26 protein-coding genes and 1 pseudogene are annotated in these 25,218 nt (G+C 73.2%); 20 read left to right on the top strand and 7 right to left on the bottom strand.

The features are described from left to right. Positions 1-14: 14 nt before the first annotated feature. Positions 15-1,049 (bottom strand): AraC family transcriptional regulator, encoded by a 1,035-nt coding sequence (locus KJS59_RS14980; protein WP_213453482.1) that lies wholly within the window; start codon positions 1,047-1,049, stop codon positions 15-17. Beyond that, complete coding sequence (locus tag KJS59_RS14975) at positions 1,024-1,860, bottom strand: sensor histidine kinase (RefSeq protein ID WP_213453481.1); 837 nt, start codon at positions 1,858-1,860, stop codon at positions 1,024-1,026. The genes KJS59_RS14980 and KJS59_RS14975 overlap by 26 nt, the downstream gene beginning before the upstream one ends. A 49-nt stretch (positions 1,861-1,909) precedes the next feature. Between KJS59_RS14975 and KJS59_RS31190 the strand changes: the two are divergent. The 4 genes and pseudogenes from KJS59_RS31190 to KJS59_RS14960 form a co-directional block, all read left to right on the top strand. Next, a pseudogene (locus tag KJS59_RS31190) lies at positions 1,910-2,422 on the top strand (ABC transporter ATP-binding protein); the annotation flags it as partial. A gap of 320 nt (positions 2,423-2,742) precedes the next feature. After that, entirely contained in the window at positions 2,743-3,402 is a 660-nt protein-coding gene (locus tag KJS59_RS14965) for an ABC transporter substrate-binding protein (protein ID WP_249714208.1), read from the top strand. Positions 3,403-3,443: 41 nt separating this feature from the next. Continuing rightward, positions 3,444-3,659, top strand: a complete 216-nt coding sequence (locus tag KJS59_RS31185; RefSeq protein WP_249714206.1) for a hypothetical protein — start codon at positions 3,444-3,446, stop codon at positions 3,657-3,659. Between the two features lie 291 nt (positions 3,660-3,950). Next, a complete protein-coding gene (locus KJS59_RS14960; RefSeq protein ID WP_213453480.1) occupies positions 3,951-4,310 on the top strand; it encodes a hypothetical protein in 360 nt (119 codons plus the stop codon). Positions 4,311-4,404: 94 nt separating this feature from the next. Here the strand turns inward: KJS59_RS14960 and KJS59_RS14955 are convergent, their stop codons facing one another. Continuing rightward, positions 4,405-5,634, bottom strand: coding sequence for an MFS transporter (locus KJS59_RS14955; RefSeq protein WP_249714204.1), 1,230 nt, complete (start codon positions 5,632-5,634; stop codon positions 4,405-4,407). After that, positions 5,624-7,801, bottom strand: a complete 2,178-nt coding sequence (locus KJS59_RS31180) for a redoxin domain-containing protein (RefSeq protein WP_249714202.1) — start codon at positions 7,799-7,801, stop codon at positions 5,624-5,626. The genes KJS59_RS14955 and KJS59_RS31180 overlap by 11 nt, the downstream gene beginning before the upstream one ends. A 415-nt stretch (positions 7,802-8,216) precedes the next feature. On the opposite strand from KJS59_RS31180, the gene KJS59_RS14940 reads away from it, so the two are divergent. The 7 genes from KJS59_RS14940 to KJS59_RS14910 are packed head-to-tail and all read left to right on the top strand — an operon-like array spanning position 8,217 to position 12,394. Then, positions 8,217-8,678: a hypothetical protein gene (locus KJS59_RS14940; RefSeq protein ID WP_213453479.1), complete on the top strand. Its 462-nt coding sequence runs from the start codon at positions 8,217-8,219 to the stop codon at positions 8,676-8,678. Beyond that, positions 8,675-8,929: a monovalent cation/H+ antiporter complex subunit F gene (locus KJS59_RS14935; RefSeq protein ID WP_213453478.1), complete on the top strand. Its 255-nt coding sequence runs from the start codon at positions 8,675-8,677 to the stop codon at positions 8,927-8,929. The genes KJS59_RS14940 and KJS59_RS14935 overlap by 4 nt, the downstream gene beginning before the upstream one ends. Further along, positions 8,926-9,231, top strand: coding sequence for a monovalent cation/H(+) antiporter subunit G (locus KJS59_RS14930; protein ID WP_249714200.1), 306 nt, complete (start codon positions 8,926-8,928; stop codon positions 9,229-9,231). The genes KJS59_RS14935 and KJS59_RS14930 overlap by 4 nt, the downstream gene beginning before the upstream one ends. Then, a complete protein-coding gene (locus KJS59_RS14925; RefSeq protein ID WP_213453477.1) occupies positions 9,228-9,470 on the top strand; it encodes a Na(+)/H(+) antiporter subunit B in 243 nt (80 codons plus the stop codon). The genes KJS59_RS14930 and KJS59_RS14925 overlap by 4 nt, the downstream gene beginning before the upstream one ends. Then, complete coding sequence (locus KJS59_RS14920) at positions 9,467-10,213, top strand: MnhB domain-containing protein (RefSeq protein ID WP_213453476.1); 747 nt, start codon at positions 9,467-9,469, stop codon at positions 10,211-10,213. The genes KJS59_RS14925 and KJS59_RS14920 overlap by 4 nt, the downstream gene beginning before the upstream one ends. Before the next feature lie 7 nt (positions 10,214-10,220). Continuing rightward, a complete protein-coding gene (locus tag KJS59_RS14915) occupies positions 10,221-10,568 on the top strand; it encodes a sodium:proton antiporter (RefSeq protein WP_213453475.1) in 348 nt (115 codons plus the stop codon). Continuing rightward, positions 10,568-12,394, top strand: a complete 1,827-nt coding sequence (locus KJS59_RS14910; protein WP_249714190.1) for a complex I subunit 5 family protein — start codon at positions 10,568-10,570, stop codon at positions 12,392-12,394. Before KJS59_RS14915 ends, KJS59_RS14910 begins: the two co-directional genes overlap by 1 nt. Here the strand turns inward: KJS59_RS14910 and KJS59_RS14905 are convergent. Next, entirely contained in the window at positions 12,319-12,819 is a 501-nt protein-coding gene (locus tag KJS59_RS14905; protein ID WP_213453474.1) for a hypothetical protein, read from the bottom strand. The genes KJS59_RS14910 and KJS59_RS14905 overlap by 76 nt on opposite strands. A 108-nt stretch (positions 12,820-12,927) precedes the next feature. After that, the gene (locus KJS59_RS14900; RefSeq protein WP_213453473.1) at positions 12,928-13,245 is read right to left on the bottom strand and encodes an HPF/RaiA family ribosome-associated protein; all 318 of its coding nucleotides are present in this window, start codon (positions 13,243-13,245) and stop codon (positions 12,928-12,930) included. 239 nt (positions 13,246-13,484) lie between these two features. Between KJS59_RS14900 and KJS59_RS14895 the strand changes: the two genes are divergently transcribed. From KJS59_RS14895 to KJS59_RS14855, 9 genes are all read left to right on the top strand, one after another. Continuing rightward, positions 13,485-14,075, top strand: coding sequence for a DoxX family membrane protein (locus tag KJS59_RS14895; RefSeq protein ID WP_213453472.1), 591 nt, complete (start codon positions 13,485-13,487; stop codon positions 14,073-14,075). Positions 14,076-14,171: 96 nt separating this feature from the next. Further along, positions 14,172-15,275 (top strand): lysylphosphatidylglycerol synthase transmembrane domain-containing protein, encoded by a 1,104-nt coding sequence (locus KJS59_RS14890; RefSeq protein ID WP_213453471.1) that lies wholly within the window; start codon positions 14,172-14,174, stop codon positions 15,273-15,275. 11 nt (positions 15,276-15,286) lie between these two features. Continuing rightward, complete coding sequence (locus tag KJS59_RS14885) at positions 15,287-16,492, top strand: sensor histidine kinase (RefSeq protein WP_213453470.1); 1,206 nt, start codon at positions 15,287-15,289, stop codon at positions 16,490-16,492. Next, complete coding sequence (locus KJS59_RS14880; protein WP_213453469.1) at positions 16,489-17,163, top strand: response regulator; 675 nt, start codon at positions 16,489-16,491, stop codon at positions 17,161-17,163. Before KJS59_RS14885 ends, KJS59_RS14880 begins: the two co-directional genes overlap by 4 nt. 126 nt (positions 17,164-17,289) lie before the next feature. After that, a complete protein-coding gene (locus tag KJS59_RS14875; RefSeq protein WP_213453468.1) occupies positions 17,290-17,571 on the top strand; it encodes an ArsR/SmtB family transcription factor in 282 nt (93 codons plus the stop codon). Positions 17,572-17,782: 211 nt separating this feature from the next. Further along, positions 17,783-20,260, top strand: coding sequence for an ABC transporter permease (locus KJS59_RS14870; protein ID WP_213453545.1), 2,478 nt, complete (start codon positions 17,783-17,785; stop codon positions 20,258-20,260). A gap of 345 nt (positions 20,261-20,605) precedes the next feature. Then, positions 20,606-21,421 carry an ABC transporter substrate-binding protein gene (locus KJS59_RS14865; RefSeq protein ID WP_213453467.1) on the top strand — a complete coding sequence of 272 codons (816 nt, stop codon included), beginning with the start codon at positions 20,606-20,608 and terminating at the stop codon, positions 21,419-21,421. Between the two features lie 30 nt (positions 21,422-21,451). Next, positions 21,452-22,246, top strand: coding sequence for an amino acid ABC transporter permease (locus KJS59_RS14860; protein ID WP_213453466.1), 795 nt, complete (start codon positions 21,452-21,454; stop codon positions 22,244-22,246). 8 nt (positions 22,247-22,254) lie between these two features. Beyond that, positions 22,255-23,052 (top strand): amino acid ABC transporter ATP-binding protein, encoded by a 798-nt coding sequence (locus tag KJS59_RS14855; protein WP_213453465.1) that lies wholly within the window; start codon positions 22,255-22,257, stop codon positions 23,050-23,052. Positions 23,053-23,121: 69 nt separating this feature from the next. Here the strand turns inward: KJS59_RS14855 and KJS59_RS14850 are convergent, their stop codons facing one another. After that, entirely contained in the window at positions 23,122-25,104 is a 1,983-nt protein-coding gene (locus KJS59_RS14850) for an outer membrane protein assembly factor BamB family protein (RefSeq protein WP_213453464.1), read from the bottom strand. Between the last annotated feature and the right edge of the window lie 114 nt (positions 25,105-25,218).

Below are 25,218 nucleotides of genomic sequence, written 5' to 3'. Positions count from 1 at the left end.
CCGTGCCCCGTAGGTTAGGACGACGGCCCTTCGCGGTCGATCCGCTCGGCGCGGTGCCGCTGGCCGATTCGCGTGGGCCGGCCGTGCACCGTCCGATGCAGAGTGGCGGATGGCGTTTCCCCGTAGCGCTTCCGATAAGCGGCCGCGAATCGTCCGAGATGCCCAAAACCCCATCGGAGGGCGAGCCGGGCCACGGTTTGCCGCGCCGGATCCGCGGTCCGCAGGTCGGCATGGACATGGCGCAGGCGCACGGCGCGCAGGTAGGTCATCGGCGGCGGCCCGACATGACGTAGGAATCCCTCCTGCAAGGACCGGACGCTCAGGCCCGCCCGCCGGGCCAGGTCGGCCACCGTCCAGGGCAGTTCCGGATCGTCTTCGAGCATCTGCACCGCCCGGCGGATCGCCGCCGGGGCGGCTCGGCGCTGGGGTTCGGCGAGTTGGTCGCGATAGGGGTGGTCTACGGCATACAGCAGCGCGGTCATGACGCTCTCGCTCAGCGGCCGCGCGATCATCGGCGCTGACAGCGGTCCGCCCGGGTCACGGGCCAGCTCGACCAGCGAGCGGGCGAGCATCCACCACTGGCGGCCAGGAGCATGCCGCAGATCGAGGGCACTGCCGAACCGCACCCCCGTCCGTACGGGGACATCGACGAGGTCCGCCAGGTGCGATTCCAGCGCCGGTCTGTCGATCTTCAGCCCGAACAGGCTACCGCCGTCCGCCCAGCCGTGCAGCATCGCTGGACTGTCGGGGTTGTAGACGGCAGCCAGGTGGGGACTGGCGCATACCTCGCCGTAGGCGGTACGCGTGAGCAACGAGCCGCTCATCGGAACATTGACCTCGTACCCGGTCTCCAGCTCGCCGCAGACAAGCCGCACCTCGCCCGAGTAAGACAGCAGACCGGCCGAGATCGGTCCGACGCGCATCGCGGACAGCGCCATGTGGAACCGCGCCGGATCGTGCAGCACGGTGAGCCGATGGGGAAAATAGACCTCACCGCACCTGATGGGCGCCTCATCAGCGTCGTCAGTGGCAATGTGGATCGTCGCCACGACACCTCGCAACCGACGAAGCACTCCGACGGCTCCTGGCGGATCGCCGTGTCAGAGGGCTGTTTGCCCCGTTGGTCATCACATCTCCCTGCGGTGCGACGCTCACCCGCCCCTCCGCGTCCACCGCGAGCACCCCGTCGCGTACGCCCTCCAGGACGGCGACCTGCTCGCGGACCAGATCGGCGAGGTCCGTGGGTTCCAGCCCGAAGGGGCGCCGTTTGAGGCGGACGGCCAGCAGCGCCGCCCCGCCGACGCCGGCGGCCAGGGCCAGGGCCGTGAAGATCTCCGCGGCCGGCAGCAACTCCCGCAGGCGGTTGTCGACCTCCTCGGCGTCGATACCAACGCTGACCTCGCCGACGACCGCCCCGGACCAGTCGCGCAGCGGGACCTTCCCGCGGGCGGACAGCCCGAGGGTGCCGCGCTCGACCCTGACCACCTCGCGGCCGGACAGCGGCCCGGACGGGTCGGTGCTGACGTGTTCGCCGATCAGCCGCGGGTCGGTGTGCGAGAACCGGATCCCGTCGCGGTCGGCGATCACGACGAACAACGCGTCGTTGGCCCCGCGCACCTGTTCGGCGTACCGCTGCACCTCACCGGTGGCCGCCGGCGTGCCGGCGCCGACCTCGTCCCCGAGCCCGGGACGTTGGGCGACCGAGCGGGCGATGGCCAGCGCCCGCTGCTCGTACTGCCGCTCCAACTCGGTGCGCAGCAGCAGGGTGGCGAGCGTGAACCCGGCGCCGGCCACCACGGCGACCACAACCACCTGCAACAGCATCGTCTGCGTGGCCAAGCGCAGCGGGCGTCGCTTCACGGCATCACGCTACCTGCATAAACGTGGTGAGCAGAACGCGCAGAAAGGGATGTACGCGAGTTGGCCGCGCAATGGACGTAACCGCGCGGAAATCTCTTCGTCACCGCTACGGTCGGCCGCTATGACCCAGAACACACCCGCCATCCGGCTGGATCGGGCCACCAAGATCTTCCCATCCGCGAACGGCGGCTCGTTCACCGCGATGCGGGAGGTCACGTTCGACGTGGCACACGGCGAGTTCGTCGCCGTGGTCGGTCCCACCGGCTGCGGCAAGTCGACCACCCTGTCGCTGATCTCCGGCCTCGAACCCACCAGCGGGGGAAGCGTGACCGTCGCCGGAACGCCCGTCACCGGGATCCCGCGCACCGTCGGGTACATGTTCCAGCAGGACGCGACGCTGCCGTGGCGCACGGTCAGCGACAACATCGCCCTCGGCCTGCGCTACCGGGGCATCGCCAAGACCGACGCCCGCGCCCGCGCGCAGACCTGGATCCACACGGTCGGCCTCGCCGGATTCGAGCGGTACTACCCGCACCAACTCTCCGGCGGCATGCGCAAGCGCGTGGCGATGGCGCAGACCCTGATCACCGAGCCCGAGATCATCCTCATGGACGAGCCGTTCGGCGCGCTCGACGTGCAGACCCGCGAACTGATGCAGGGCGAGTTGCTGCGGCTGTGGGTCGGCACCGGCGCGGCGGTCGTCTTCGTCACCCACGACCTGACCGAGGCGATCGCCCTGGCCGACCGGGTCGTCGTGATGACCGCGGCACCGGCCACCGTCAAGACGATCGTCACGGTGGACCTGCCCCGGCCCCGCGACGTCGACGAGATCCGGCCCCCGCGGCCGGCGACGGCGGCGAGCAGCACAGCACCATCAAGATCATGGTCGGCGGCCTGGACAAGGTCATCTACCTGCCGGCCAAGCTCACCGAGCAGCTCGGCTACTTCAAGGAGGCCGGCGTCGAGGTCCAACTGCTCAGCGAGCCGTCCGGTGCCCAGGCGGAGAACGTCATGCTCGCCGGCCAGGTCGACGGCGTCGTGGGCTTCTACGACCACACCGTCGACCTGCAGGCCAGGGGCAAGTGTGTGGAAAGCGTCGTGCAGTTCGCCGACGTTCCCGGCGAAGCCGAGGTCGTCGCGACCGGCAAGGCCGGCACGATCACCTCAGCGAAGGACTTCGCCGGCAAGAAGCTCGGCGTCACCAGCATGGGCTCCTCGACCGACATGATCACCCGCGCGCTGGCCGTCCGCAACGGCGTGGAACCCTCGCGGTACACGACGGTCAAGGCGGGGGCCGGTCCGCAGTTCATCGCCTCCCTCGACAACGGCGGTATCGACGCCGGCATGACCACCGACCCGACGATCGCCAAGCTGACCAGCTCCGGCAAGGGGAAGGTCTTCATCGAGATGCGGACGCAGGAGGGCACCCGGGCCGCGCTCGGCGGCCTCTACCCTGGCTCCTCCCTCTACATGCCGTGCGACTTCGTCGCCCAGCACAAGCAGACCATCCAGAAGATGGTCAACGCGTCGTCAAGACACTGAAGTTCATCGACACGCACAGCGCCGCGGAGATCGCCACGGAGATGCCGGCCGACTTCGCCGGCTCCGACCCGAAGCTCTACGAGCAGTCGATCAACGATTCCAAGGGCATGTTCACCGCCGACGGCGTGATGCCGGCCGACGGCCCGCAGACCGTACTCGATGTCCTGAAGCCGTCGAACGAGGCGGTCAAGGCGAAGGCCGACCAGATCGACCTGGGCAGGACCTACACGACCGAGTTCGTGCGGGCCGCCGGCTGAGAACGCCCGCCGGGCCGCCCAGTGGGCATCTCCGCTGGCGGCCCGGCGGTTCCCCCGCGATCGCCGTCCGTGCCGGGCGGCCTATCGCCGCGCGAAGAGCATCGCTGCGAGGGCGCTCTCGGGAGAGTCGCTGACGAGTACCGGGCGAACCACAGCGGGTAACGCCAGACAGGCTCGGGGGCGGGCTGCGTTTCCGGAGAGAGTTGACCTTGGATATGACCCTCCATAAGATCCGTTGATCAGTACACATCGCACTGTGCGCCGCACGGTGCCGTCCGACACGGGGGACAGATGAAGAGAATGCTCAGCCGCGCGATAGGAGCTTCCGCGCTCGGCATCGCCCTGGCGGTCGCCGGACTGCCAGGCGTAGCGCACGCGGCGACGACCAAGTGCGCGTACCACGGCTACGACCGGGCCTGCGTCACCAACTACAGCAGCACCTCCTCGACCCAGGAAGTCTGCGACAACGAATCCGATGGCCATGGCGTGTGGGGTAAGTTCAACCTCGTCGGGTCCCCGCTGATCGTCATGAGCTTCGAGGACAAGAACGGCAGTGCCACGGGCTGCACCAGGTACAGCGAGTCCCACGCGATCGCGAGCTTCGTCGTCTGCGAGGACAACGAGGGCTGCAGCGCGCGCGTCTACATGTAGTAGGCCGGCAATCGAGATTCGACAAGCCCCAGCCCGTCGCGACGGGCTGGGGCTTGTCGCGTGGCGGGTCAAGTGACCACCCGGGTCACCGTCCTCACCGGCGGCCGGCGGCCGCCGCCCAGCGGGCCAGTACCAGCGTGGTGGCCAGCGCGAGGGCCGCCATGCCGGCCATGATGCCGAAGCCGGTGGCGAACGAACCGGTCGCGTCCATCAGGGCGCCGAGCAGGTAGGTGCAGGCGAAGCCGCCCAGGTTGGCGCAGAAGTTGCCGAAGCCGGTGACCAGCCCGGCGCCCCGCGGGTCGACGTACTGCATCGGCACGGCGAACAACGGTCCGAAGTAGACCTGGATGAACACCGACTGCACCGCGAGCACGGCCAGCAGGGCGGGCAGCCCGGGCACCGCGGGCAGGGCGGCGAACGTGGCGGCCAACACGGCCAGGGAGCCGCCGATCACCGCCAGGGGGCGGTTCAGCCGGTCGGACAGCCACCCGCCGACCATGTTCGCCGGCGCCGTGACGGCCGCGCCGAGGGCGACCACCAGGCCGGCCGTCGACAGCGACTGCCCCCGCTCGACCACGACGTACGTGGGCAGCCAGGCGGCGGAGCCCTGGACGAGCGCGAGCCGGACGAACTGGATGAGACCGGTCAGCCACACCACACGGTGGCGGAGAACACGCCACCGCACCCGCGTCGCGCCGTGGCCGGAGCGGCGGGGTACGCCGGTGCCGGCCCAGTGGTAGGCGATGGCGGTGGCAAGGCCGAGGGCGCCGAAGACCGCGAACAGGGCCCGCCAGCCGAGCGGCCCGACCAGCAGCGGACCGAGCAGGTTCAGCGCGATGCTGGAGGAGAAGCCGCCCGCGACGAACAGGCCCATCGCGGTGGCGCGCCGGTTGTCGGGGAACTGGGTGCGGATGAGCATCAGGCCCGGGGCGAAGACCAGCGCCCGGAAGAACCCCGAGCCGGCCTGCACGGCCAGCAGACCGGGGTACGAGGGGACGACGGAGAGCAGCATCGTGGCGAGGTTCGTGCCGAGCAGCCCGGCGACGAACAGCCGCTTCGGGTCGAACCGGTCGCTGAGCAAGCCCGACGGCACCTGCATCAGCGCGTACACGAAAGTGCTGGCCGCGGCGAGGGTGCCCGCCTGGGCGAAGCTCAGCCCCAGGTCGGTGCGGATCAGGGGCAGGAACAGCGCGATACCGCCGGAGGCGAGGGCCTGGAAGCTCTGGCCGCCGACGATCAGGGCGATGCTGAGCAGGCGGCCGCGGCCGGGCGAGCCGTGCGCCCCCAGGCCGCGGCCGCTGGCCGTCGCGACGTCAGTGGACAACGATGCCCGGTTCGTTGCCCGGCGACCACTTGATGCCGCAGCCCAGGCTGGGCACGTGCGGCTCGGGCACCGGCCGGCCGGCCAGGACCAGGTCGACCGCCGCCGCGAGCAGCTCGCCGGTGACCGGGATGCCGTTGCCGGGGCAGGCACCGTCGAAGGCACCCCGGTAGGCGAGCCTGCGGTCCACGCCGTACAGGAAGAAGTCGGGCGTGCAGGCGGCGTTGAAGTCCTTCGCCGTCTGCTGCGCCGCGTCGACCAGGTACGGGAAGGCGAAGCCGGCCCGGTCGACCTGCTCGTGCAGGCCGGCGACGTCGTCATCGGGCTTGATGTCGGTGTCGTTGCTGGCGATGCCGACCACGGCCAGACCCCGGCCCGCCAGTTCACCGGTCACCTCGGCGAGGCGCCGCTCGATGTGCCGCACGAACGGGCAGTGGTTGGACAGGAACGCGACCAGCAGGGCGGGCCCGCCGAAGTCGGTGGACTTGACGGTGGCGCCGGCCACGTCCGGCAGGACGAACTCCGGCAGGGGCGCGCCCGGCGGGACGAGTTGCGAGTTCACGGGTGGCATGGTGCCTCCTCGAAGGCTCAGCCGTCCAGCGGGACGGGCTCGATACGGTGCAGGAACGGGGTGGTGTCGATGGCGGCGAGCCGCGTCTGCCCCTTGTGCCAACCCAGCCGCGACCGCCAACTGCCCAGCAGCCCCGCGGCCGCGAGCGCGTCCTCGTCGACCTGCTCGGGCTCGTCGGCAACCGGGGAGACGTAGAGCCGCGTCGGCGGGGCAGTATGCCTCGCACATGAAACAGGTCTGGCAGTCGCTCTGCCGGGCGATGACCGGCACGTCCTCCGGGTGTTCGGCGAGCACGTGCATGCCCCGCGTCTGGGACCGGGCCAGCGACGCGACGTGCATCCACCGGGCGGCGGCGACCGGGGCGGCGGCCTCGCGGGAGCGGCCCCGGCCCCGGATGCCGGACTCGGGCCGGCCCAGCACGGCGGGCCACAGTTCCTCCTTGGCGGCCAGGGCACGGCGCAACCGGGCGACCGAACGGAAGTAGCTGACCTCCAGCGGCAGCGTCTCCCGCTGCACCGTCGCGACCACTGCCGCGGTATCCACAGTGGATGGAGATGCGGACCGGGCGCCGGCCCCACCGACCGGTTCCAGCCGCCGGGCGCCGGAACCCGCGCTCGCCGCATACGCCGCGGCGGCGGCACCGGACCAGCGACCCGAGCAGATCGCTTTCCCGCCGCACGCGGCGGGCAGGGCGGCGAGCGCCAAGAGGACGGCGAGTGATCTGAATATGCGCATGCGAAGCTCCGGGGGTACGGCGACGGGCGCCCTCGGGATGCGGCGGCCCGGGGAGACGGCGAAGGGGGCGGCGGTGCGGCATCGCGCCTTGAGACGGGGAGTACGGCGGCGGTGATCACTCCCGCGCCTTCCGGAGGGCGCGGGCGAGGCGGCGGACGGCCTCGTCCATGCGGTCGGGCGGGGCCGCGGCGTAGGTGAGGCGCAGGTGCGGCGCCGGCGGCTCGGACGCGTACCAGGGACGGCCGGGGAAGACGATGACGCCTTCGGCGGCCGCCGCGGCGGCCAGCGCGACGTCGTCGGTGCCCTCGGGCAGGCTGGCCCACAGGTGCAGGCCGCCGCGCGGGATCGGCTGCGGGGCGAGCTCAGGCAGGTGCCGCTGGAGCGCGGCCGCAGCGCCTCGCGGCGGGTGCGCAACGCGGTGCGCAGGGCGCGGCGGTGACGCGTCCACGCCGGGGCGGTGACGAAGTCGAGCGTGGCCTGTTGCAGCGGGCCGGCGACGAAGAAGTCGTCGAGCAGCCGGGCCGCGCGCAGCCGGGCGCCGGCCGGGCCGCGCGCGCCGATCGCGGCCACGCGCAGGCCGGGAGCGGTCGATTTGGTCAGGGAGCGCAGATAGATGACGTGACCGTCGGGGTCGTCGGCGGCCAGCGGCGGCGGGGCGTCCCCGTCGATGGTGAGGTCCCGGGCGTAGTCGTCCTCGATCAGGAACGCGCCGGCGTCGCGGACGGACGCGGCGAGGTGGGACCGGCGGTGCGGTGCCAGCGTCGCGCCGTGCGGGTTGGCGTGAAGCGGCTGGCAGTAGAACAGCCGGGCACCGGTGCGGGCGAACGCGGCGGCGAGGTGGTCGGGCCGCCGGGCCGATTCCATCAAGCTCGTCGCCTTCCCCGCAGCACTGGTGGCCGGCAGCGTCGGCCCCACGGGAGTCATCCACCTGTCCGCGCAACTGGCAGTGGTCAACGCCGGCCCGGCGCCCATCACGGTCCGGACCGTCACACCGGTCGCCCTGACGGGCAGCGCCTGGCTCAGCGGTCACTGGATAGACTGCGGCGGCTGACACATCGCCCGGGAGGTCGGCAGTTCGGCTGATCGTTCCGCCGTTCGCCGAGGACGCGTAGCCCTTGCGGCATCACCGGCACCTCCCGCAGCGGGAGACCCCACCAGGGACGGACCGGCATAGAACCGCCCGAACCACACGTTTCGGCCCGGGTACCGCGGGTAGCCGCCCCTGGCCGGGAGTGTGGAGGTGCCGATGTTCGGTAACGGCCGGCGGGCGGTGTGCGCCGTGCGTCGCGGACCGGCCGTCGAACTGGCGGCGTGGTGGATCGGGCTGACCCTGGTCTGGACGGCCACCCTGTCCGGCCTCGACCTGCTCGACCTGGTCACCGGCGCCGCCGGCGCCGGGTTGTGCGCCGCCGCCGCGATCGCCGGGCGGCGCGCCGTCGCTGCCTGCTGGCGACCCGATCCCCGGTGGGCCGCGTGGCTGGGCCGGCTGGCGGTGTCGATACCGGTCGACACCGCGCGGCTGCTGCCGCTCGCCCCCCGGCGGCGGGACGGGCACCTCGTCGAGCGGCGGCCCGCCGCGGAGCCACCGGCGCGCGCCGCCGCCCGCCGCGCCTGGGGCACACCCATCATCTGCGCGTCGCCCGGGACGCTGGTGGTGGACTGGCCGCGTGACGGCGGCCCGGTGCTGCTGCACACACTCGGCAGTGGCCCGCCCGACGCCAGCCGGGCGGTGACCGGGTGACCTCCTGGCTGCTCGCCGCGCTGGTGCTGATGCTGGGCGGCCTGGCCCCGGCCCTGCTGCTGGGGTCGCGGCGCGGCGCCCTGGACCGGCTGGTCGGCCTCGAACTGGGCAGCGCGTTGACGGTGCTGGTGCTGCTCGAACTGTCCCACGGGTACGGGGCGTCGTCGTACCTGATCGTGCCGCTCGTCCTGGCGGTCCTGTCGTTCGCCGGCACCCTGGTGTTCGTCCGCCTGATCGGCCTGCGCGGGTGAGCGGGCGGCACCTCGTGGCCCAGGTCCTGGTGGGGGCCGGCACGGTGGTCGCGCTCGCCGCCACCGCCGGTGCGGCACGCCCCCGCGACCTGCTCGCGCGCCTGCACTTTCTCACGCCGGTGACCTCCGTCGGCGCGCCCCTGATCGGCGTCGGGCTGGCCGTGGACGCCGGCTGGCACCTCGCCTCGGCGCTGACCCTGCTCACCGTGCTCGTGCTCACCGTGACCGGACCGGTCCTCGCCGCCGCGACCGCGCACGCGGCCCGGAAGCAGAGCCCGGACGGCGAGGGGCGACCGGGGTGAACACCATCCTCATCGGCGCCGCGCTCACCCTGGTGGCCCTCGGCGGCGCCGCGGTCGCCGGTACCGCCGAACCGGGGCGCCAGGCGGTGACCCTGTCGCTGTTCGGGCTGGCGCTGGCGGTGCTGTTCTTCGTCCTCCAGGCGCCGGACGTGGCGCTGTCGCAGATCGCCGTCGGCACCGCGGTCGTGCCGCTGATGGTGATGCTCGCCGTCCGGAAGATCGACCGGAACCCGCCGTGAGCCGCACCGTCCGGCTGGTCATGTTCGGCGTCGCGGCGGCGGTCCTGGCGCCGCTGTTCGGGCTCGCGATCGCCGGGGCACCGCCGTTCGGCACCGCCAGCCACCCGTACCGGGACCTCGCCGTGGCGGCCGCCCTGCGCAACGCCACCGCGAACGTGGTCTCGTCGATCAACTTCGACCAGCGCGGCCTGGACACACTGGTCGAGGAGACCATCCTGCTCGCCTCGGTGGTCGGGGCGACCATCGTGCTGCGGGCGTCGACCGGGGACGTCCGCCGGGAACTGGCCGGCGACGACCGGGCGCTGGCGGCGGTGACGCTGGTCAGCGTGGCGGTGCTGCCCGGGACGCTGCTGATCGGGCTGGACGTCGTCGTGCACGGCCACCTCACCCCGGGCGGCGGGTTCCAGGGTGGCGTGGTGCTGGCCACCGGACTGCACCTGCTGTACCTGGCCAGCCGGTACGAGACCCTGGAACGCCTGCGCCCGCTGCACTGGTACCGGTGGTCCGAGGGGTTGAGCACCGCCGCGTTCGGCGGCATCGGCGTGGGCGGGCTGGCCACCGGCGCCGGCTTCCTCGCCAACGTGCTGCCGCACGGGTCGTTCGCGGACCTGCTCTCCGGCGGCACGGTGCCCCTGCTCAACATCGCCGTCGGCGTCGCGGTCGCCGGCGGCGTGGTGGTGCTGCTGGCCCAGTTCCTGGATCAGGCCCTGCGCATCGCGTCCGAACGGGACGGGAAGGGCTGAGGCGGCGGTGCACTGGTACGCCTACACCGTCGCCGGCTGGCTGATGCTGGTCGGCTCGTTCGGCATCGTGCGCAGCCGGGACCTGGTGCACGCCGTGGTGTCGCTGTCGGTCGCCCAGAGCGGCACCTACGTGCTGCTGCTCGCCGTCGGGTACCAGAGCGGCGCCCCCGCACCCGTGTTCGCCGGCGGGCCCGCGCCGAGCACCCGGGTCGTCGACCCGGTGGTGCAGGCGATGGCGCTGACCGACATCGTGGTCTCGGCCACCGTCACCGCCCTGCTGCTGGCCCTGTCCATCCAGGTACACGCCCGGCACCGCACGGTGGACCCGGACGCCCTGACGCGCCTGAGGGGCTGATGTCCCGCTCCGCGCTGGCGCCGCTGGCCGTCGTCGCGCCGATCCTCGCCGCCTGCGTGGTCCTGGTGGCCGGGCGGCGGGCTCCCCGCCTCGTGATCGACGTGCTGGCCACGGCCACCGCGGCCGGCGTCGCCGCGACCACCGGGTTCCTGGCCGCCAGCACGCTCGGCGGCCGGGCCGTGACCTGGTCGGGGGGCTGGTCGCCGGTGGGCGGGCGCTCGGTCGGCGTCGTCCTGGTGGCCGACCCGCTCGGCGCCGGCCTGGCCTGCCTGGCCGGCCTGCTCACCGCCGTGGCGATGCTGTACAGCTGGCGGTACCTGGCCTCCCTCCAGGCGCACTACCACACCCTGGTGCTGCTGTTCCTCGCCGGACTGGTCGGGTTCGCGCTCACCGGCGACCTGTTCAACATGTTCGTCTTCTTCGAACTCATGGGTGCCGCCGCGTACGCGCTGACCGCCCTGCGGATCGAGGAGCCCGACTCCGTCCAGGGCGGCCTGACGTTCGCGGTCATCAACTCGCTCGGCGCGTACCTGTCCCTGATGGGCGTGGGCCTGATCTACGCGCGTACCGGCGAACTCGGGCTGGCCCGGATCGGCCGGGCGCTGGGCGGCCAGCGGGCCGACGCGCTCGTCATCGTCGCGTTCGTGCTCGTCGTCACCGGTTTCCTGGTCAAGGCCGCGGTGGCACCCATGCACTTCTGGCTGGCCGACGCCCACGCCGTCGCGCCGGCCCCGATCTGCGTGCTCATGTCCGGCGTCATGGTGGAACTGGGCGTGTACGCGGTCGCCCGGGTCTACACCACGGCCTTCGCCGGGGTTCTGCCGGGCGGGGTACTGCGCACCGCGCTGCTCGTCCCGGGGCTGCTCACCGTGACGGTCGGCTCCGGCATGTGCCTGATCCAGCGGCACATCAAGCGGCTGCTCGCCTACTCGACCATCGCGCACACCGGGCTGTTCGTCGTCGCGTTCGCCGTGCTGACCCCCGGCTCGGTGGCCGGCGCCGCGCTCTACGTCCTCGGGCACGCCGGCATCAAGGGCGCGCTGTTCCTGGTGACCGGGCTGCTGCTGGACCGGTTCGGCAGCGTCGACGAGCGGGACCTGTTCGGGCGCGGCAGCCGCCGGGACCCGGGCGGCTGGTTCTTCCTCGCCGGCGGGGTCGCGCTGGCCGGCGCGCCGCCGCTGGGTCCGGGCATCGGCAAGGCGGTCGCCGAGGACGCCGCCGGCCGCGCCGGCTACCCGTGGCTGGTGGCCGCGTTCGTCGTCGGCTCGGCGGTGACCGGCGGGGCGGTGCTCCGCGCCGGCCTGCGGGTCTTCCTGGGGCTGGGCCACCCGCCGCAGCCACCGGCCAGCGAGACGCAGGGCAGCGGCGAGCAGCCGGAGACGCCCTCCCTGGTGCGGGCGGTACCGCGGACCATGCTGGCCGCGATCGTGCTGCTGCTGCTCGCCGGTGCCCTGCCCGGCGTGGTGCCGCCCCTGTGGGTGGCCGCCGGCCGGGCCGCCCGGATGTTCCTGGACCGCACCGGCTACGCCGGGCAGACCCTGGACGCCGCGCCGCCGACCCCGGTAGCCCCGCTCCCCGGGCTCGGCTGGACCACCACCGGTGTCGTACTGGGCCTGGTCTCGGTGACGCTCGCGGTCGCGGTCGCGCTGCTCGGCGTGTACCGGCCCCGGCGGGCCGGGTGGCGGGGGCCGGTCCGCTCCCCCGCCCCGGTGGAACTGCTGCACCGGCTGCACAGCGGCCACGTCGGCGACTACGTGGCCTGGCTGTTCCTCGGCGTCGCCGTGGTGGGCGCGCTGATCGCCGTGCCGCTGCTGGCCGGCCGCTGAGCCGCCGCCGGACCCGTGCTCCGGGCGGGGCGCCGGTGCCAGAGCGTGCGGGCGTACAGCAGCAGGTGCTGCTCGATCCACGGCGTGGCGAGGACCGCCAACGGCCGCGTCACGCCGTCCGGGCCCGCGCCGACCAGGACGTCGACGTCGTAGTCACCGATCCGGCCCCGCCGCACCCCCGGCCGGTCCCGGTCCTGCGGGGGCAGGTGGATCTCCTGGGCGATCGTCTCGGCGGTGGTCAACAGGGCCAGCGTCGTCACCGCGCCCTGGGGCGTCACCGCGACGACCGCCGCGACCTCCACGTCCCCGAGCACGCCCCGCATGATGGCCATGAGGTGACCCGGTCGCCGCAGCCGCTCCCGCAGGTAGGGCCACAGTTCCCGCTCGCGGTCCTCCAGCCCGATCGCCGAAACCGATCCACACACGCCTGCCGACCCCCGCTTCGTCCCGCCCGTGCCCTCAGCGCCGAGGACACCCCTCTGCGCTGAGGACACCGTAGAGCGGGCAGACCGTGGCGCGCACCGGAGAAACGCTCAACGCGTCAAGCGGTCGGTGGGCCGGCGGCGCATCCGGCGCACCTGGCCGCGCAGCCGGTCCTGCATCAGGTCGATGGCCTCCTGCACGGTCCCGCCCATCGCGTGCGCGTGCACCGTCACCCCGTTGACGTCCACGTGCGCCTCCGCGCGACCGCCCCGCCCGAACGCGTCGAGCAGCAGGCGGACGTGCAGCACCGGCCCGGGCGCCTGCCGCAGCACGGTGGCGACCTTCTCGATCGCGTACTCCTGCCACGTCGCCGCCTCCCCGCCGTGGACGCGGATCTGGGGAACCGGAATCGCGAAAACCTGCGTCATGGCTACCTCCCAGCGATGGAAAGAACCTGCCTCCATGATCACCCGGGCGGACCCCGGCGGGCAGGGGCCGGAGGACGACTCCCGCCGGGTCGTTCGGCCCTGGCGGCGGCCCCGTCCCGGGCGCAGGGGCCGGATCGAGGGGACTTTGGTCCCGGCGTTCGGTGCGCTCCGACCCGGGCGCCGCCGGGCGCAACCGGTTGATGCTTGTGGTGTCGAAAGAGAGGGATGGAGGGGCCACGATGACCATCCAGAGCACCACCCGCACCGTCACCACCCCGCTCGAGCGCGCCGAGGTGCCCGGGCACATGCTGACCAAGACCGCCGCCCGTGCGCTGGCCGTGCTGCGGGTCGCCACCGGCTTCGTCTTCCTCTGGGCGTTCCTGGACAAGACGTTCGGCCTCGGCTACTCGACCCCGGCCGCCAAGGCGTGGATCAACGGCGGCTCCCCCACCAAGGGCTTCCTGGCCTCGGTGGACGTCGGCCCCGCCCAGTCGGTGGCGCACGCCATCGCCGGCACCTGGTGGGCCAACACGCTGTTCATGGTCGGCATGGCCGCGGTCGGCATCGCGCTGATCACCGGGGTGGGCCTGCGGGTCGCCGCCGCCTCCGGCGCCCTGATCATGGGCATGATGTGGCTCACCGAGTTCCCGCTCGCCCAGTACACCAGCGCCGGCGCCCCGACCGGCTCGACCAACCCGCTGACCGACTACCACCTCGTGTACGCGGTCGTCGTGGTCCTGCTCGCCGCCGCCTACGCCGGGCACACCTGGGGCCTCGGCCGCCGCTGGGCCCAACTGCCCCTCGTCCAGAAGCACCGCTGGCTGATCTGACCCGAACCGCACCACCGACACCGTGGCGAGCCGCGCGAGCGGCTCGCCACCGCCGTTTGCGCCGCGGGCGGCGGGGGCGTCGGCCAGGATGGGGTGATGACCGGGGATCCCGCGGGTGAGGGGACCGGTCGCGGGGGCCCGTCCAGGCGCCGCCGTCACCGGTGGCGGGCCGCACTCGCGTCGGCGGTGACGGCGGGCGTGCTCGTGGCGGTCTTCGCCGGCATCTTCCCGCGGTTCGCCCACTACTCGCAGGCGTGGTCGGCGATCCGGCGGATGCCGGCACCGTTCGTCGCCGCGCTCGCCGCGGCCGCCGCCGCCAACGTGGCGATCGGCGCGTGGCCGATGCAGGCCGCGCTGCCCCGGCTGCGGTATTTTCCCGCCTTCGTCGTGGACCAGTCGTCCTTCGCCGTGAGCAACGCGCTGCCCGGCGGCAGCGCCCTCAGCCTCGGCGTCGAGTACGGGATGCTGGAAAGCTACGGGTTCGGGCCCGGCAAGGCCGCCAGCGCGTCCGCCATCTCCACGGTGTTCAATGTCCTGGCCACCCTGGTCATGCCGGCCGTCGGCGTCCTGGCGCTGCTGCTGACCGGGGAGGCCACCTGGCACTACGTGTCGATCGCGGTGGCCGTCGCCCTGGTGGCCGGCGCCGCCCTGGCCGGCATCGCGGTGGTCCTGCACAGCGAGCGCGGGGCCCGCGCGGTCGGCGGCGCGCTGGACCGGCTCCTCAACCGGGTGGCCGGGCGTCTGATCCGCCGCCGCGGCGTGCGCGTCGCCGCCAGGATCCTGGACTTCCGGTCCACCGTCGTGGACGTCATGCGCCACCGGTGGCCGGCAGTCATCGGCTCGTCCGTCCTGCCCCTGCTCGCCTCGTGGGCGATCCTGCTCGTCGCGTTGCAGGGGCTCGAGCGCGGCAGCCACACCGACTTCCGGGTGAGCTGGGCCGAGTCGCTGGCGGCCTACTCGTTCTCGGTGATCGTGGCGTTCATCCCGGTCTCGACCGGCGGACTGGGCACCGTCGATGCCACGCTCATCGGCCTGCTCGCCGTCTTCGGGGCGACCGCCAGCCAGGCGCTGGCGGTGGACATCACCTGGCGCGCGGCCACGTTCGTCCCGCAGGTGCTCATCGGTGCCCTGGCGTTCGCGTGGTGGCGGCTGACCGCCGCCCGCGGCCGGCGCCCCGCGGACCCGCGACGCGCCCGTTAGGCTCGGTGGCCGTGGCACGCACCGCCTTCGGCCGCCCGCTGCGCGGCATCCTGTTCGACGCCGCCGTCTCCGGGTGGGTGGCGGTGCTGGCCGGGCTGGGCGTCCTGGCGCCGGGCCAGCAGTGGTGGGTGGCCCTGGTCGGGCTCGCGATGGCGGCCTCGCTGCTGTTCCGGCGGGCGCACCCGTCCGCGACGGCCGTCGCTGTGGGTGCCCTGGCGCTGTTGCAGACGGCGTTCGGGTCGGGCCCGCGCCCGTACGACGTGGCCGTGCTGATCGCCATGTACAGCGTCGTGAAGTACGCGAGGCGGCTGCGGGACGGGCTCATCGCCGGCGCCGGCGCCGCCGTTGGGGCCGTGCTCGGGGCGTGGGCCCTGCCGGTCGGCCTGTGGTGGGCCAACGCGCTGTACCTGGCGCTGGTCTGCGGGGCGGTCTGGCTCGCCGCGCTGAACGTGCGGACCCGGCGGCTGTACGTGCTGAGCCTGGAGGAGCGGGCGGCGACCCTGGAGCGGGAACGGGACGCGCGGGCCCGCGCGGCGGTGGTCGAGGAGCGGGCGCAGATCGCGCGGGAGTTGCACGACGTGGTCGCGCACAGCCTGGCAGTCATGATCGTGCAGGCGGACGGCGCCGGCTACACGCTGGACCGCGACCGGGACACGGCCCGCGGCGCGGTGCGGGCGATCGCGGAGACCGGCCGGCAGGCGCTGGAGGAGATGCGCCTGCTGGTCGGCGTCCTGCGCGCGGCCGGGCCGCCGGACGGGGACCGGGCCGAGCCGGCGACCGCCGGAACCGGACGCCGCCCGCCCGCATTGGACGAGTTGGATTCGCTGCTGGAGCGGTCGCGAGCGGCCGGGCTCACCGTCCACGGCACGGTCGGCGGATCGCCGGGCGACCTGCCCACGGGGTTGGCGCTGACGGTGTACCGGCTGGCCCAGGAGGCGCTGACCAACGCGCTCAAACACAGCGGCGCGGGCGCGAGCGTCGACCTGACGCTCGACTGCCGGGCGTGCGACGCCGTCGTGTTGCGCGTGGTCGACGACGGCGCGGGCCGGGCGGCCGGGGCGGCGCCCTCGGGCGGGCACGGACTGGTCGGCATGCGGGAGCGGGTGGCCGTGTACGGTGGCAGCTTCCACGCCGGGCCGCGCCCGGGCGGGGGCTGGGAGGTGACGGCGCGCCTGCCCCGGCCGCCGTCGCCACGAGCGGAGGAACAGGTGGCGTGAGTATCCGGGTGGTGATCGTCGACGACCAGGCCCTCGTGCGCGCCGGGTTCCGCATGGTGCTGGGCGCGCAGTCCGACATGGAGGTGGTCGGCGAGGCGGTCGACGGGGCGGACGCGCTGCGGCTGCTGGCCGCCACGCCGGCCGACGTGGTGGTGATGGACATCCGGATGCCGATCATGGACGGCGTGGAGGCGACCCGGCGGCTGTGCCAGGGGGCGGACGCCACCGCTGGCCAGCGGCCCCGGGTGCTGGTGCTCACCACGTTCGACACCGAGGCCGACGCGTTCGCCGCACTGCGCGCCGGCGCCAGCGGATTCCTGCTGAAGAACGTGCCGCCCGAGGAACTGTTGACGGCGATCCGGGTGGTGGCCAGCGGCGACTCGGTGGTCGCCCCGCCGATCACCCGCCGGCTGTTGGAGCGTTTCGCCGGCCAGCTCGGGCCGGGCCCGGCCGCCGACCCTCGGCTGGGCCAGCTGACCGAGCGCGAGCGGGAGGTGCTGTTGCTGGTCGCGCAGGGGTTGTCGAACACCGAGATCGGGCAGCGGCTGCACGTGGCCGAGGCGACCGTGAAGACCCACGTCGGCAAGATCCTCACGAAGCTGGAGCTGCGCGACCGGGTCCAGGTGGTGGTGCTGGCGTACGAGACGGGGCTGGTCAGGCCGGGCGCCTGAGGGTCGGGTCGGCGCACGGACTGGACACGCAAGCTCCTACTTGCCTATTGTGGCCGGTGGTGCCGGCACCCGCCGGCCGGGAAGGGAGTCCACGATGCCCGCGCCGGAATCCGCGCGCACCCAGGCGTGACCGACATCTTCGCCGCGATCGCCGACCCCACCCGCCGGGCGATCCTCGACGAGCTGGCCGAGCGGGACGGGCAGACCCTCGTCGAACTCTGCGCGCGCCTGACGGCCCGGCACGGCATCGGCTCCTCCCGCCAGGCGGTCTCCCAGCACCTCGACATCCTCGCTGCCGCCGGGCTGGTCACGGCCGAACGGCGCGGCCGGTACAAGGTCCACCACGCCGACTTCGCCCCCCTGCGCGCGGTCGCCGACCGGTGGCCCATTCCTCGGGAGGAAACATGATCCGCATCAACCTGGCCAGCGTCTTCGTCGACGACCAGGACGCGGGAACCTCACCCAGCTCGCCAGCAGGCCCTGACCGCCTCCGGTCGCACGGCGCCTGCGACCTGAGGGGGAGGCGCCGGGCGGCGCGTCGCGACCGGCGAGGCACACGGATCGAGAGCGCGGGCGGAGGCCACCGGGGCGTGCCGCCCATAGCGTCGACGTCGTGAAGATGACCCTGTCCTCGCTGCGCGCGGACGCGCTGCGGCTGGCCCTGCCCTCGATCGCGATCGTGCTCGGCGTGGCGTTCATCGCCGGCACCCTGATGGTCACGGACGGGATGCGGGCGGCCTCGTACGAGCGGGTCGGCGGGTTCGACCGACACACCGACGTGGCCGTCCGGTACGGGGACGACACGACGATCCCGCCGGCCGTGGTCGACCGGGTGCGGGCGGTCGAAGGGGTCCGCGCCGCCGAGGGCGAGGTGCTGGGCGGCGGCGGTGTGGTGGGTCGGGACGGCCGCCCGGTGCCGGGCTTCTCCGTGGTGGCCAGCGTGCCCGCCGACGCCGGTCTCCGGTCGTACGATCTCGCCGCGGGCCGGTTCCCGGAGCGCACCGGGGAGGCCGTGCTGGACACCCGGACCGTCGAGAGGCAGCGGTTCACCCTCGGCGAGCCGGTGCGCATCGGCGGGGAGGGCGGCGCGGCCGGCAGGTACACCCTGGTGGGGGTGGTGGACGTGGCCGGCGGCGTACGCGACTACGGCGGCGCCTACATCGGACTGACCGGCCCGGACGCGCTGGCGGTGACCGGCGCCGACGGGTACAGCCGCATCCTGCTGGCGGCGCGGCCCGGAGTCTCCGACACGGACCTGGCCGCCGGGGTACGGGCGGTGGTCGGCGCGGAGGCGGTCGTGCGCACCCACCGGCAACTGCTGGACGACGGCCTGCGGGAGGCGGTCCGCGACGTGGGCCGCTTCCAGTCGGCGCTGCTGGCCTTCGCCGCGATCTCGGTACTGGTGGCCGCCTTCGTCATCGCCAACACCTTCACGATCGTGCTCGCCCAGCGGACCCGGCGCACGGCGCTCCTCCGCCTGCTGGGTGCGACCCGGGGGCAGGTGTTCCGCTCCGCACTGCTCGAGTCGGCGCTGACCGGCCTGGTCGCGTCGCTGGCCGGGGTGGCCGCCGGGGTGGGCATCGCGGCCGGCGTGCACGCCCTGCTCCGGGCGATGGGCACGCCGATCGCGGGCCGGCTGACGCTGACCGGCTCCGGCTTCGCGGTGCCGCTGGTGGCCGGCGTGGCGATCACGGTCGGCGCCGCGCTGGCGCCGGTCTGGCGGGGGACCCGCGTGCCCCCGGTCGCCGCGCTCACCGACGCCGCGGTCCAGCCCGCGCGGGGTGCCGGATGGGTGCGGCTCGGCCTCGGCGCCGCCGCCCTGGCCCTGGGCGTCGCGGCGCTGGTGTCCGCCGGCGCCACGGGCAGCCCGCTGTCGGTCGCCGCGGGCGGCGTGTTCGCCTTCGCGGGCATCGTGCTGTTCGGCCCGGTGCTGGTGCCCGCCCTGGTGCGGCTGCTGGGCTGGCCGGTCCGGCGGGTGTTCGGCGCCGCCGGCGGCCTGGCCGTGGCCAACGCGGTGCGCAACCCGCGCCGGGTCTCCGCGACCGCCACCGCGCTGGTCATCGGCGTCGGGCTGGTGGCCGCGTTCGTGGTCGGCGCGCAGAGCACCAAGGCGGGCATCGAGCGCAGCGTGGACAACGAGGTGGGTGCGGACTATGTGCTCACCTCGACGGCCGACCACCTGCCGGCGACGCTCCTGCCCCGGCTGCGGGCGCTGCCGCAGCTGAGCATCGTGCACGAGCAGCGGACGCGGGTGTCCGGCGGGGTGCGGGTGGCCGCCGCGCACCCGGTGCTGCTGGCCCGGATGGTGGAGCGGGTGGTGGACGGCGACGTGGCCCGGTTGCGCGCCGGCGCGGCGGTTGTCGACGAGCCGCTGGCGCGGGAGCGCGGCCTGCGGGCGGGATCGCGGCTCGCCGTCGGGGGCCGGGAGTTCACCGTCGCGGCGGTCGTGGTGATGAAGCGCGGCGCCGACGACCGGACCGGCGCGGTGCCCCCGGGGCACAACGTGGCCCTGCCCGACGCCGACTTCGCCGCGCTGTTCCCGGACGCCCGTGGCTACCGGGCCGACCTGGACCTCGCGGCCGGGGTCACGGAGCAGGCCGGGCAGGCCGCCGTCGACGCGGTGGTCGCGGACTACCCGACGGTGTCCTTCATGGACCTGGCCGGGTACAAGAAGTCGCTGACCGGCACGGTCGACACGCTGCTCGGGTTCGTGACCGCGCTGCTCGGCCTGGCGGTCGTGATCGCCCTGGTGGGCGTGGCCAACACGCTCACGCTGTCCGTCCTGGAACGCACCCGGGAGAACGCGCTGCTGCGCGCGGTCGGCCTGACCCGGACCCGGATGCGGGTCATGCTGGCCGTCGAGGCGGTGTTGATCTCGCTGGTCGGCGCGCTGCTCGGGATCGGCCTTGGCACCGCCGTGAGCGCGGGCGGAATGGGCCTGCTGAACGCGATCGGCGGCGAGTTCGCGGTGGTCCTGCCGTGGGATCGGCTCGGGGTCATCCTCGCCGTGGCCATCGTGGCCGCCCTCGCCGCGTCGGTGCTGCCGGCCCGCCGCGCCGTCCGCCGCCCCGTGGTCGAGGCCCTCGGCACGGAGTGAGACCCGGCGCCGCGCCGCTCGGCACGCGGGCCCGGCCGGGACGACCACGCCCACGGTTCGGAAGGGACGGCCGTGCGGGCAAAGTCCGGAAGAGACGGTCGCGGGCGATCCGGAAGGGACGGTCACGGCAAGCCTGTTTTCCGAGGTCAACAGCCCGATGACGACCGGCGCGTCGGTAGCTGCGCCGGCCGTCGGCGCGTCGCGGACGTTCCACAGGGGGCGATGGCGTACGGTCCGACGCCGAGATGTACCGTCGCGAAACCGGGTGGCAGCGCCCGGCCGTCGACCGCACAGCCTGGCCGCCGCCGCGGGCCCCCACCAGCGGCCGAACCGGAAGGAACCGCCGTGAGGTTAGCTACCACCGTGCGCAGGGCCGGCCTCGTCATCGCCATCGCCGCCCTCGCCCTGACCGGGTGCGCGAAGAAGGACCAGGGCGAGACCCAGGCCAGCGGGGTGAAGCTCGTCGCGAAGGGCAAGCTCACCGTCTGCACCCACCTGCCCTACGCGCCCTTCCAGTCGAAGGACACCAGCGGCAAGGTGATCGGGTTCGACATCGACGTGATGGACCTGGTCGCCAAGGAACTCGGCGTCGAGCAGGCGATCGTCGACACGCCGTTCGAGGGGATCAAGTCGGGCCAGGATCTGAACACCGGCAAGTGTGACGCGGCCGCGGCCGGCATGACGATCACCGAGGACCGGAAGAAGGTCCTGGACTTCTCCGACCCGTACTTCGCCGCCAACCAGGCGATGCTGGTCAAGGCCGGCAAGCCGTACCGGTCGCTCGACGACCTGCGGGGCAAGCGGGTCGGCGTGCAGTCCGCGACCACGGCGCGCGACTACGTCCGCCAGTTCGAGAAGGAGAAGGGCCTGATCCTCGTCGAGTTCGAGGATCTCGCCGCACTCCAGCAGGGCGTGGCCAACGGCCAGGTCGAGGCCGGCGTCAGCGACCTGCCCGTGTGGACCGAGTACCTGAAGGAGCAGCCCGGCGGGTTCGAGGTCACGGCCGAGTTCGACACCGGCGAGCAGTACGGCTTCGCGGTGAAGAAGGACGACAACCCGGAACTGCTCAAGAAGATCAACGAGGTGCTCGGCCGGGCCCGGCAGGACGGCACCTACCACCAGATCTACGAGAGGTGGATCGGCAAGGCGCCCGCCCGCTAACCCCCTCCTTCCCGCCAGGAGCGCCGACGAGTGAAGTTGCGACGCCGCCAACGTGAGCGGCTGATCCTCCTGCTCCAGTACGCCGTCTTCGCCGCCGTCGTCGCCGCGGTGCTCTCCGCCGCGGACTGGGGGCGGCTACGGGAGGCGTTCTTCCGCACCGACATCATCGCCTCGATGTTCCCCAGGGTCATCGTCGTGGCCCTGCGGAACACCGTCGTCTACACCGTGGCCGCGTTCGCCTTCGGCCTGATCCTCGGCACGGTCCTCGCGCTGATGCGGCTGTCCCGGGTCGCGCCGTACCGGTGGGTGGCCACCGCGTACATCGAACTGTTCCGCGGGCTGCCCGCGCTGCTGGTGCTGTTCCTGGTCGGGTACGGCATCCCGATCGCGTTCCCGGACCGGGAGATCCCCGGCGGGGTCATCGGCCAGGTCGCGATCGGCCTCGGACTGACCGCCGCGGCGTACATGGCCGAGACCATCCGCGCCGGCATCCAGGCCGTACCGAAGGGGCAGATGGAGGCGGCGCGCACGCTCGGCATGTCGTACCTCACCGCGATGCGCACGATCATCATCCCGCAGGCGTTCCGGATCGTGATCCCACCGCTGACCAACGAACTGATCCTGCTGACCAAGGACTCCTCGCTGGCCTACCTGCTCGGGGTGACCGCGCAGACCATCGAGATCACCAAGATGGGCCGGGACACCCTCAACGACATGGTCAACGCCACTCCCCTGCTCGTCGCCGGCCTGACCTACCTGCTCATCACGCTGCCACTGTCGCAGGTGGTGCGCCGCCTCGAACTGCGCTACGCGAAGGCCAGGTGATCTGCTCCATGAGCGCGCGCCCGCACCAGCCCGCCATCGAGATCCGGGGGCTGCACAAGTCGTTCGGCCGGATCGAGGTGCTCAAGGGCATCGACCTCGACGTGGGCCACGGCGAGGTGGTCTGCGTGATCGGGCCCTCCGGGTCGGGCAAGTCGACCCTGCTGCGCTGCGTCAACCTGCTGGAGGAGCCGACCGCCGGCCGGATCCGGGTCGGCGGGGTCGAGGTCACCGACCCGGACGTCGACATCGACACGGTGCGCCGCGGCATCGGCATGGTCTTCCAGGCGTTCAACCTGTTCCCGCACCTGACCGTGCTGGACAACCTCACCGTCGCCCAGCGCAGGGTGCTGCGCCGGGACCGCACCGGCGCCGAGCGGATCGCCCGGGAGCACCTGGCCCGCGTCGGCCTGCTCGAGAAGGAGGCGGCGTACCCGGCCCAGCTCTCGGGCGGCCAGCAGCAGCGGGTCGCGATCGCCCGGTCGCTGTCGATGGCCCCCCAACTGATGCTCTTCGACGAGCCCACCTCCTCGCTCGACCCGGAACTGGTCGGTGACGTGCTGGCCGTGATGCGCGGGCTCGCCGAGGACGGCATGACGATGATGGTGGTCACGCACGAGATGACCTTCGCCCGCGACGTCGCCGACCGGGTGGTGTTCATGGACGGCGGCGGCATCGTCGAGCAGGGCCCACCGGCGGAGGTGCTCAGCAGGCCGCGGCACGAGCGGACCCGCTCGTTCCTGTCGCGGGTGCTGGACCCGAGTCACGTCGCCGGACCCGCCGCGGAGGCTGGTCAGCTCATCGGCTGATCCGGCGAGGCGGTCCCCGGCTACGGGGGCGGTCGGCACCGACCGCCCCCGGCCTCGATCCGTGCGGCGTTACGAGCCGGCGCAGGTGAGGGTCGGAACCGCGTTGCTGCTCCCGGTGAAGGCACCGAGGAAGCCGAACGAGGTACTGCCGTTGGCCGGCACCGCGCCGTTGTAGGAGACGTTCTGCGCGGTGACGTTGGCGCCACTGGTGGTCATGGTGGCGCTCCAGAACTGCGAGACCGTCTGGCCGTTGGCGAACGTCCACGTGACGGTCCAGTTGTTGATCGCCCGGCTGCCGGCACGCACCGTCACCTCGGCCTGGAACCCGCCCGGCCACTGGTTGACGATGACGTACGTGGCGCCGCACGCGCCGTTCGGCGGCGTCGTCGGCGGGACGGTCGGGGAGACCGTCGGTGACACCGTCGGCGAGACGGTCGGGGAGGCGGTCGGCGTCCTGGTCGGCGTGGCGGTGGGCGTGGCGGTCGGCGAGTTCGTCGGGGAGCCCGGGACCCGGAACGAGTAGAACCGCGTGCTGGCGGTGCCGCCACGCGCGTACCCGTTGCCCCAGTACAGCTTGCCGCCGACGATCGCCGGCCCGGCGTTGGACGAGCCCGCGCCCTGGTACTGCCACAGCACCCGGCCGTTGTTGGCGTCCAGCGCGTACATCCAGTTGTTCATCGAGCCCACGTAGACCACGCCGTTGGCGTACGTGACCGGGCCGATCGAGCGCCCGCCGTGCGGCTCGGGCACCTGCCAGAGAACCTGCCCGGTCCGCGCGTCCAGCGCGCCGAACGAGCTGTAGTTGATCGTCTGGCCGTTCGGCAGCCGGTGGCTCTCGTTACCGGCGTTGCTCTCCGTGAAGAAGATGCGCTGCCCGTCGTTGGCGGTGCCCCACTCGATGCCGCCCTGGGTCGAGCCGGGGCCGACCGAGGTACCCCAGATGATCTCGCCGGTGGCCGCGTCGAGCATCCACACGTCGCCGCTCTTCTGGCCCGCCATGACCGCGCGGCGGGTCGTCCCGTTCGGGCCGGGCAGATCGAACAGGTGCGTGCCCTCGCCCGTGTCATGGTCGGGGCCGGGGTTCGGGCAGTTCTGCGGGGACGGCCCCTGCAGGCAGGCGAAGTTCCACACGTCGAAGCGGGCCGGCCCGGTGGCCCACTTGATCGCGCCGGTGGTCAGGTCCATCGCGACGATGGAGTCCTTGCGGTTCCACGACGCCAGGCACTGCGCCGGCGTGCCGCCGTTGGCCTGGCACTGCTCCACGCTCTGCGGGACCGAGTAGTTCTGCCCGGTACCGACGAAGATCGAGTTGCTGGCCGGGTCGATGCTCGGCGTGGTGCCCCACACGGAGGCCCCGCTGTAGATGTCGCCGCCCGGGCCCTGGTCCGGCAGGGTGTACGACTTCCACTTCAGCGCCCCGGTCGCCGCGTCGATGGCCACCAGGCTGCCGCGGAACGTGCAGCAGTCGTAGCCGGGCTCCGTGGCGTGCGAGAACTCCAGTGAGGAGACGCCCTCGTACAGCACGCCGTTGTAGTAGACGGCGCCGCCGGTGAGGATGGCGTCCGGGTGCGAGTCGGCCTGGGTGTTCCACTTCAGGTTGCCGGTGGCGGTGTCGATGGCCAGCACCCGCGCCCCGGTCTGGGTACCGATGTAGACGGTGTTGCCCACCACGACCGGGCTGGTGCGGGCCACCACCGTGCCGCTGGCGCCCACGTACGACGAGACGGCACGGGACCAGATCACCGCGCCGGTGCTCGCGTCCACCTTGTGGAAGTAGCCGCCCCAGTCGGGGAAGTAGACCGCCCCGTCCACCACGGCCGGGGTCGCGGACACGTCGCCCCGGGTGGTGTAGCTCCAGTTCAGCGTCAGGCCCCCGACGGTCGACGTGCTGAGGATCGACTCGCTCGGATTGGATCGGGTGTTGCTGATGTTCTGGCCGCCCATCGTCCACGGCTGTTCGTCGGCGGCGCCCGCGGGTTGCGCCCTGAATACCAGGAAGGTGGCCGCCGCGCACACCGCGGCGACCGCGGCCGCCGTCACCGCTCGGCCCATGACAGGTCTCACATCGCCCCCTGCTCGTCGGCTAATGGATAACCGTCAATATAGCCAGGGTGCCGAAACTTTCAAAGACCTTCCGGTATACGGGTGGCACATTCCCGGAAATCC

It is taken from the genome of Rhizomonospora bruguierae (assembly GCF_018397995.1).
GTDB lineage: Bacteria > Actinomycetota > Actinomycetes > Mycobacteriales > Micromonosporaceae > Rhizomonospora > Rhizomonospora bruguierae.
Note: the sequence above shows the minus strand (reverse complement) of the source record. Positions and strands in the feature narration are given on the sequence as shown.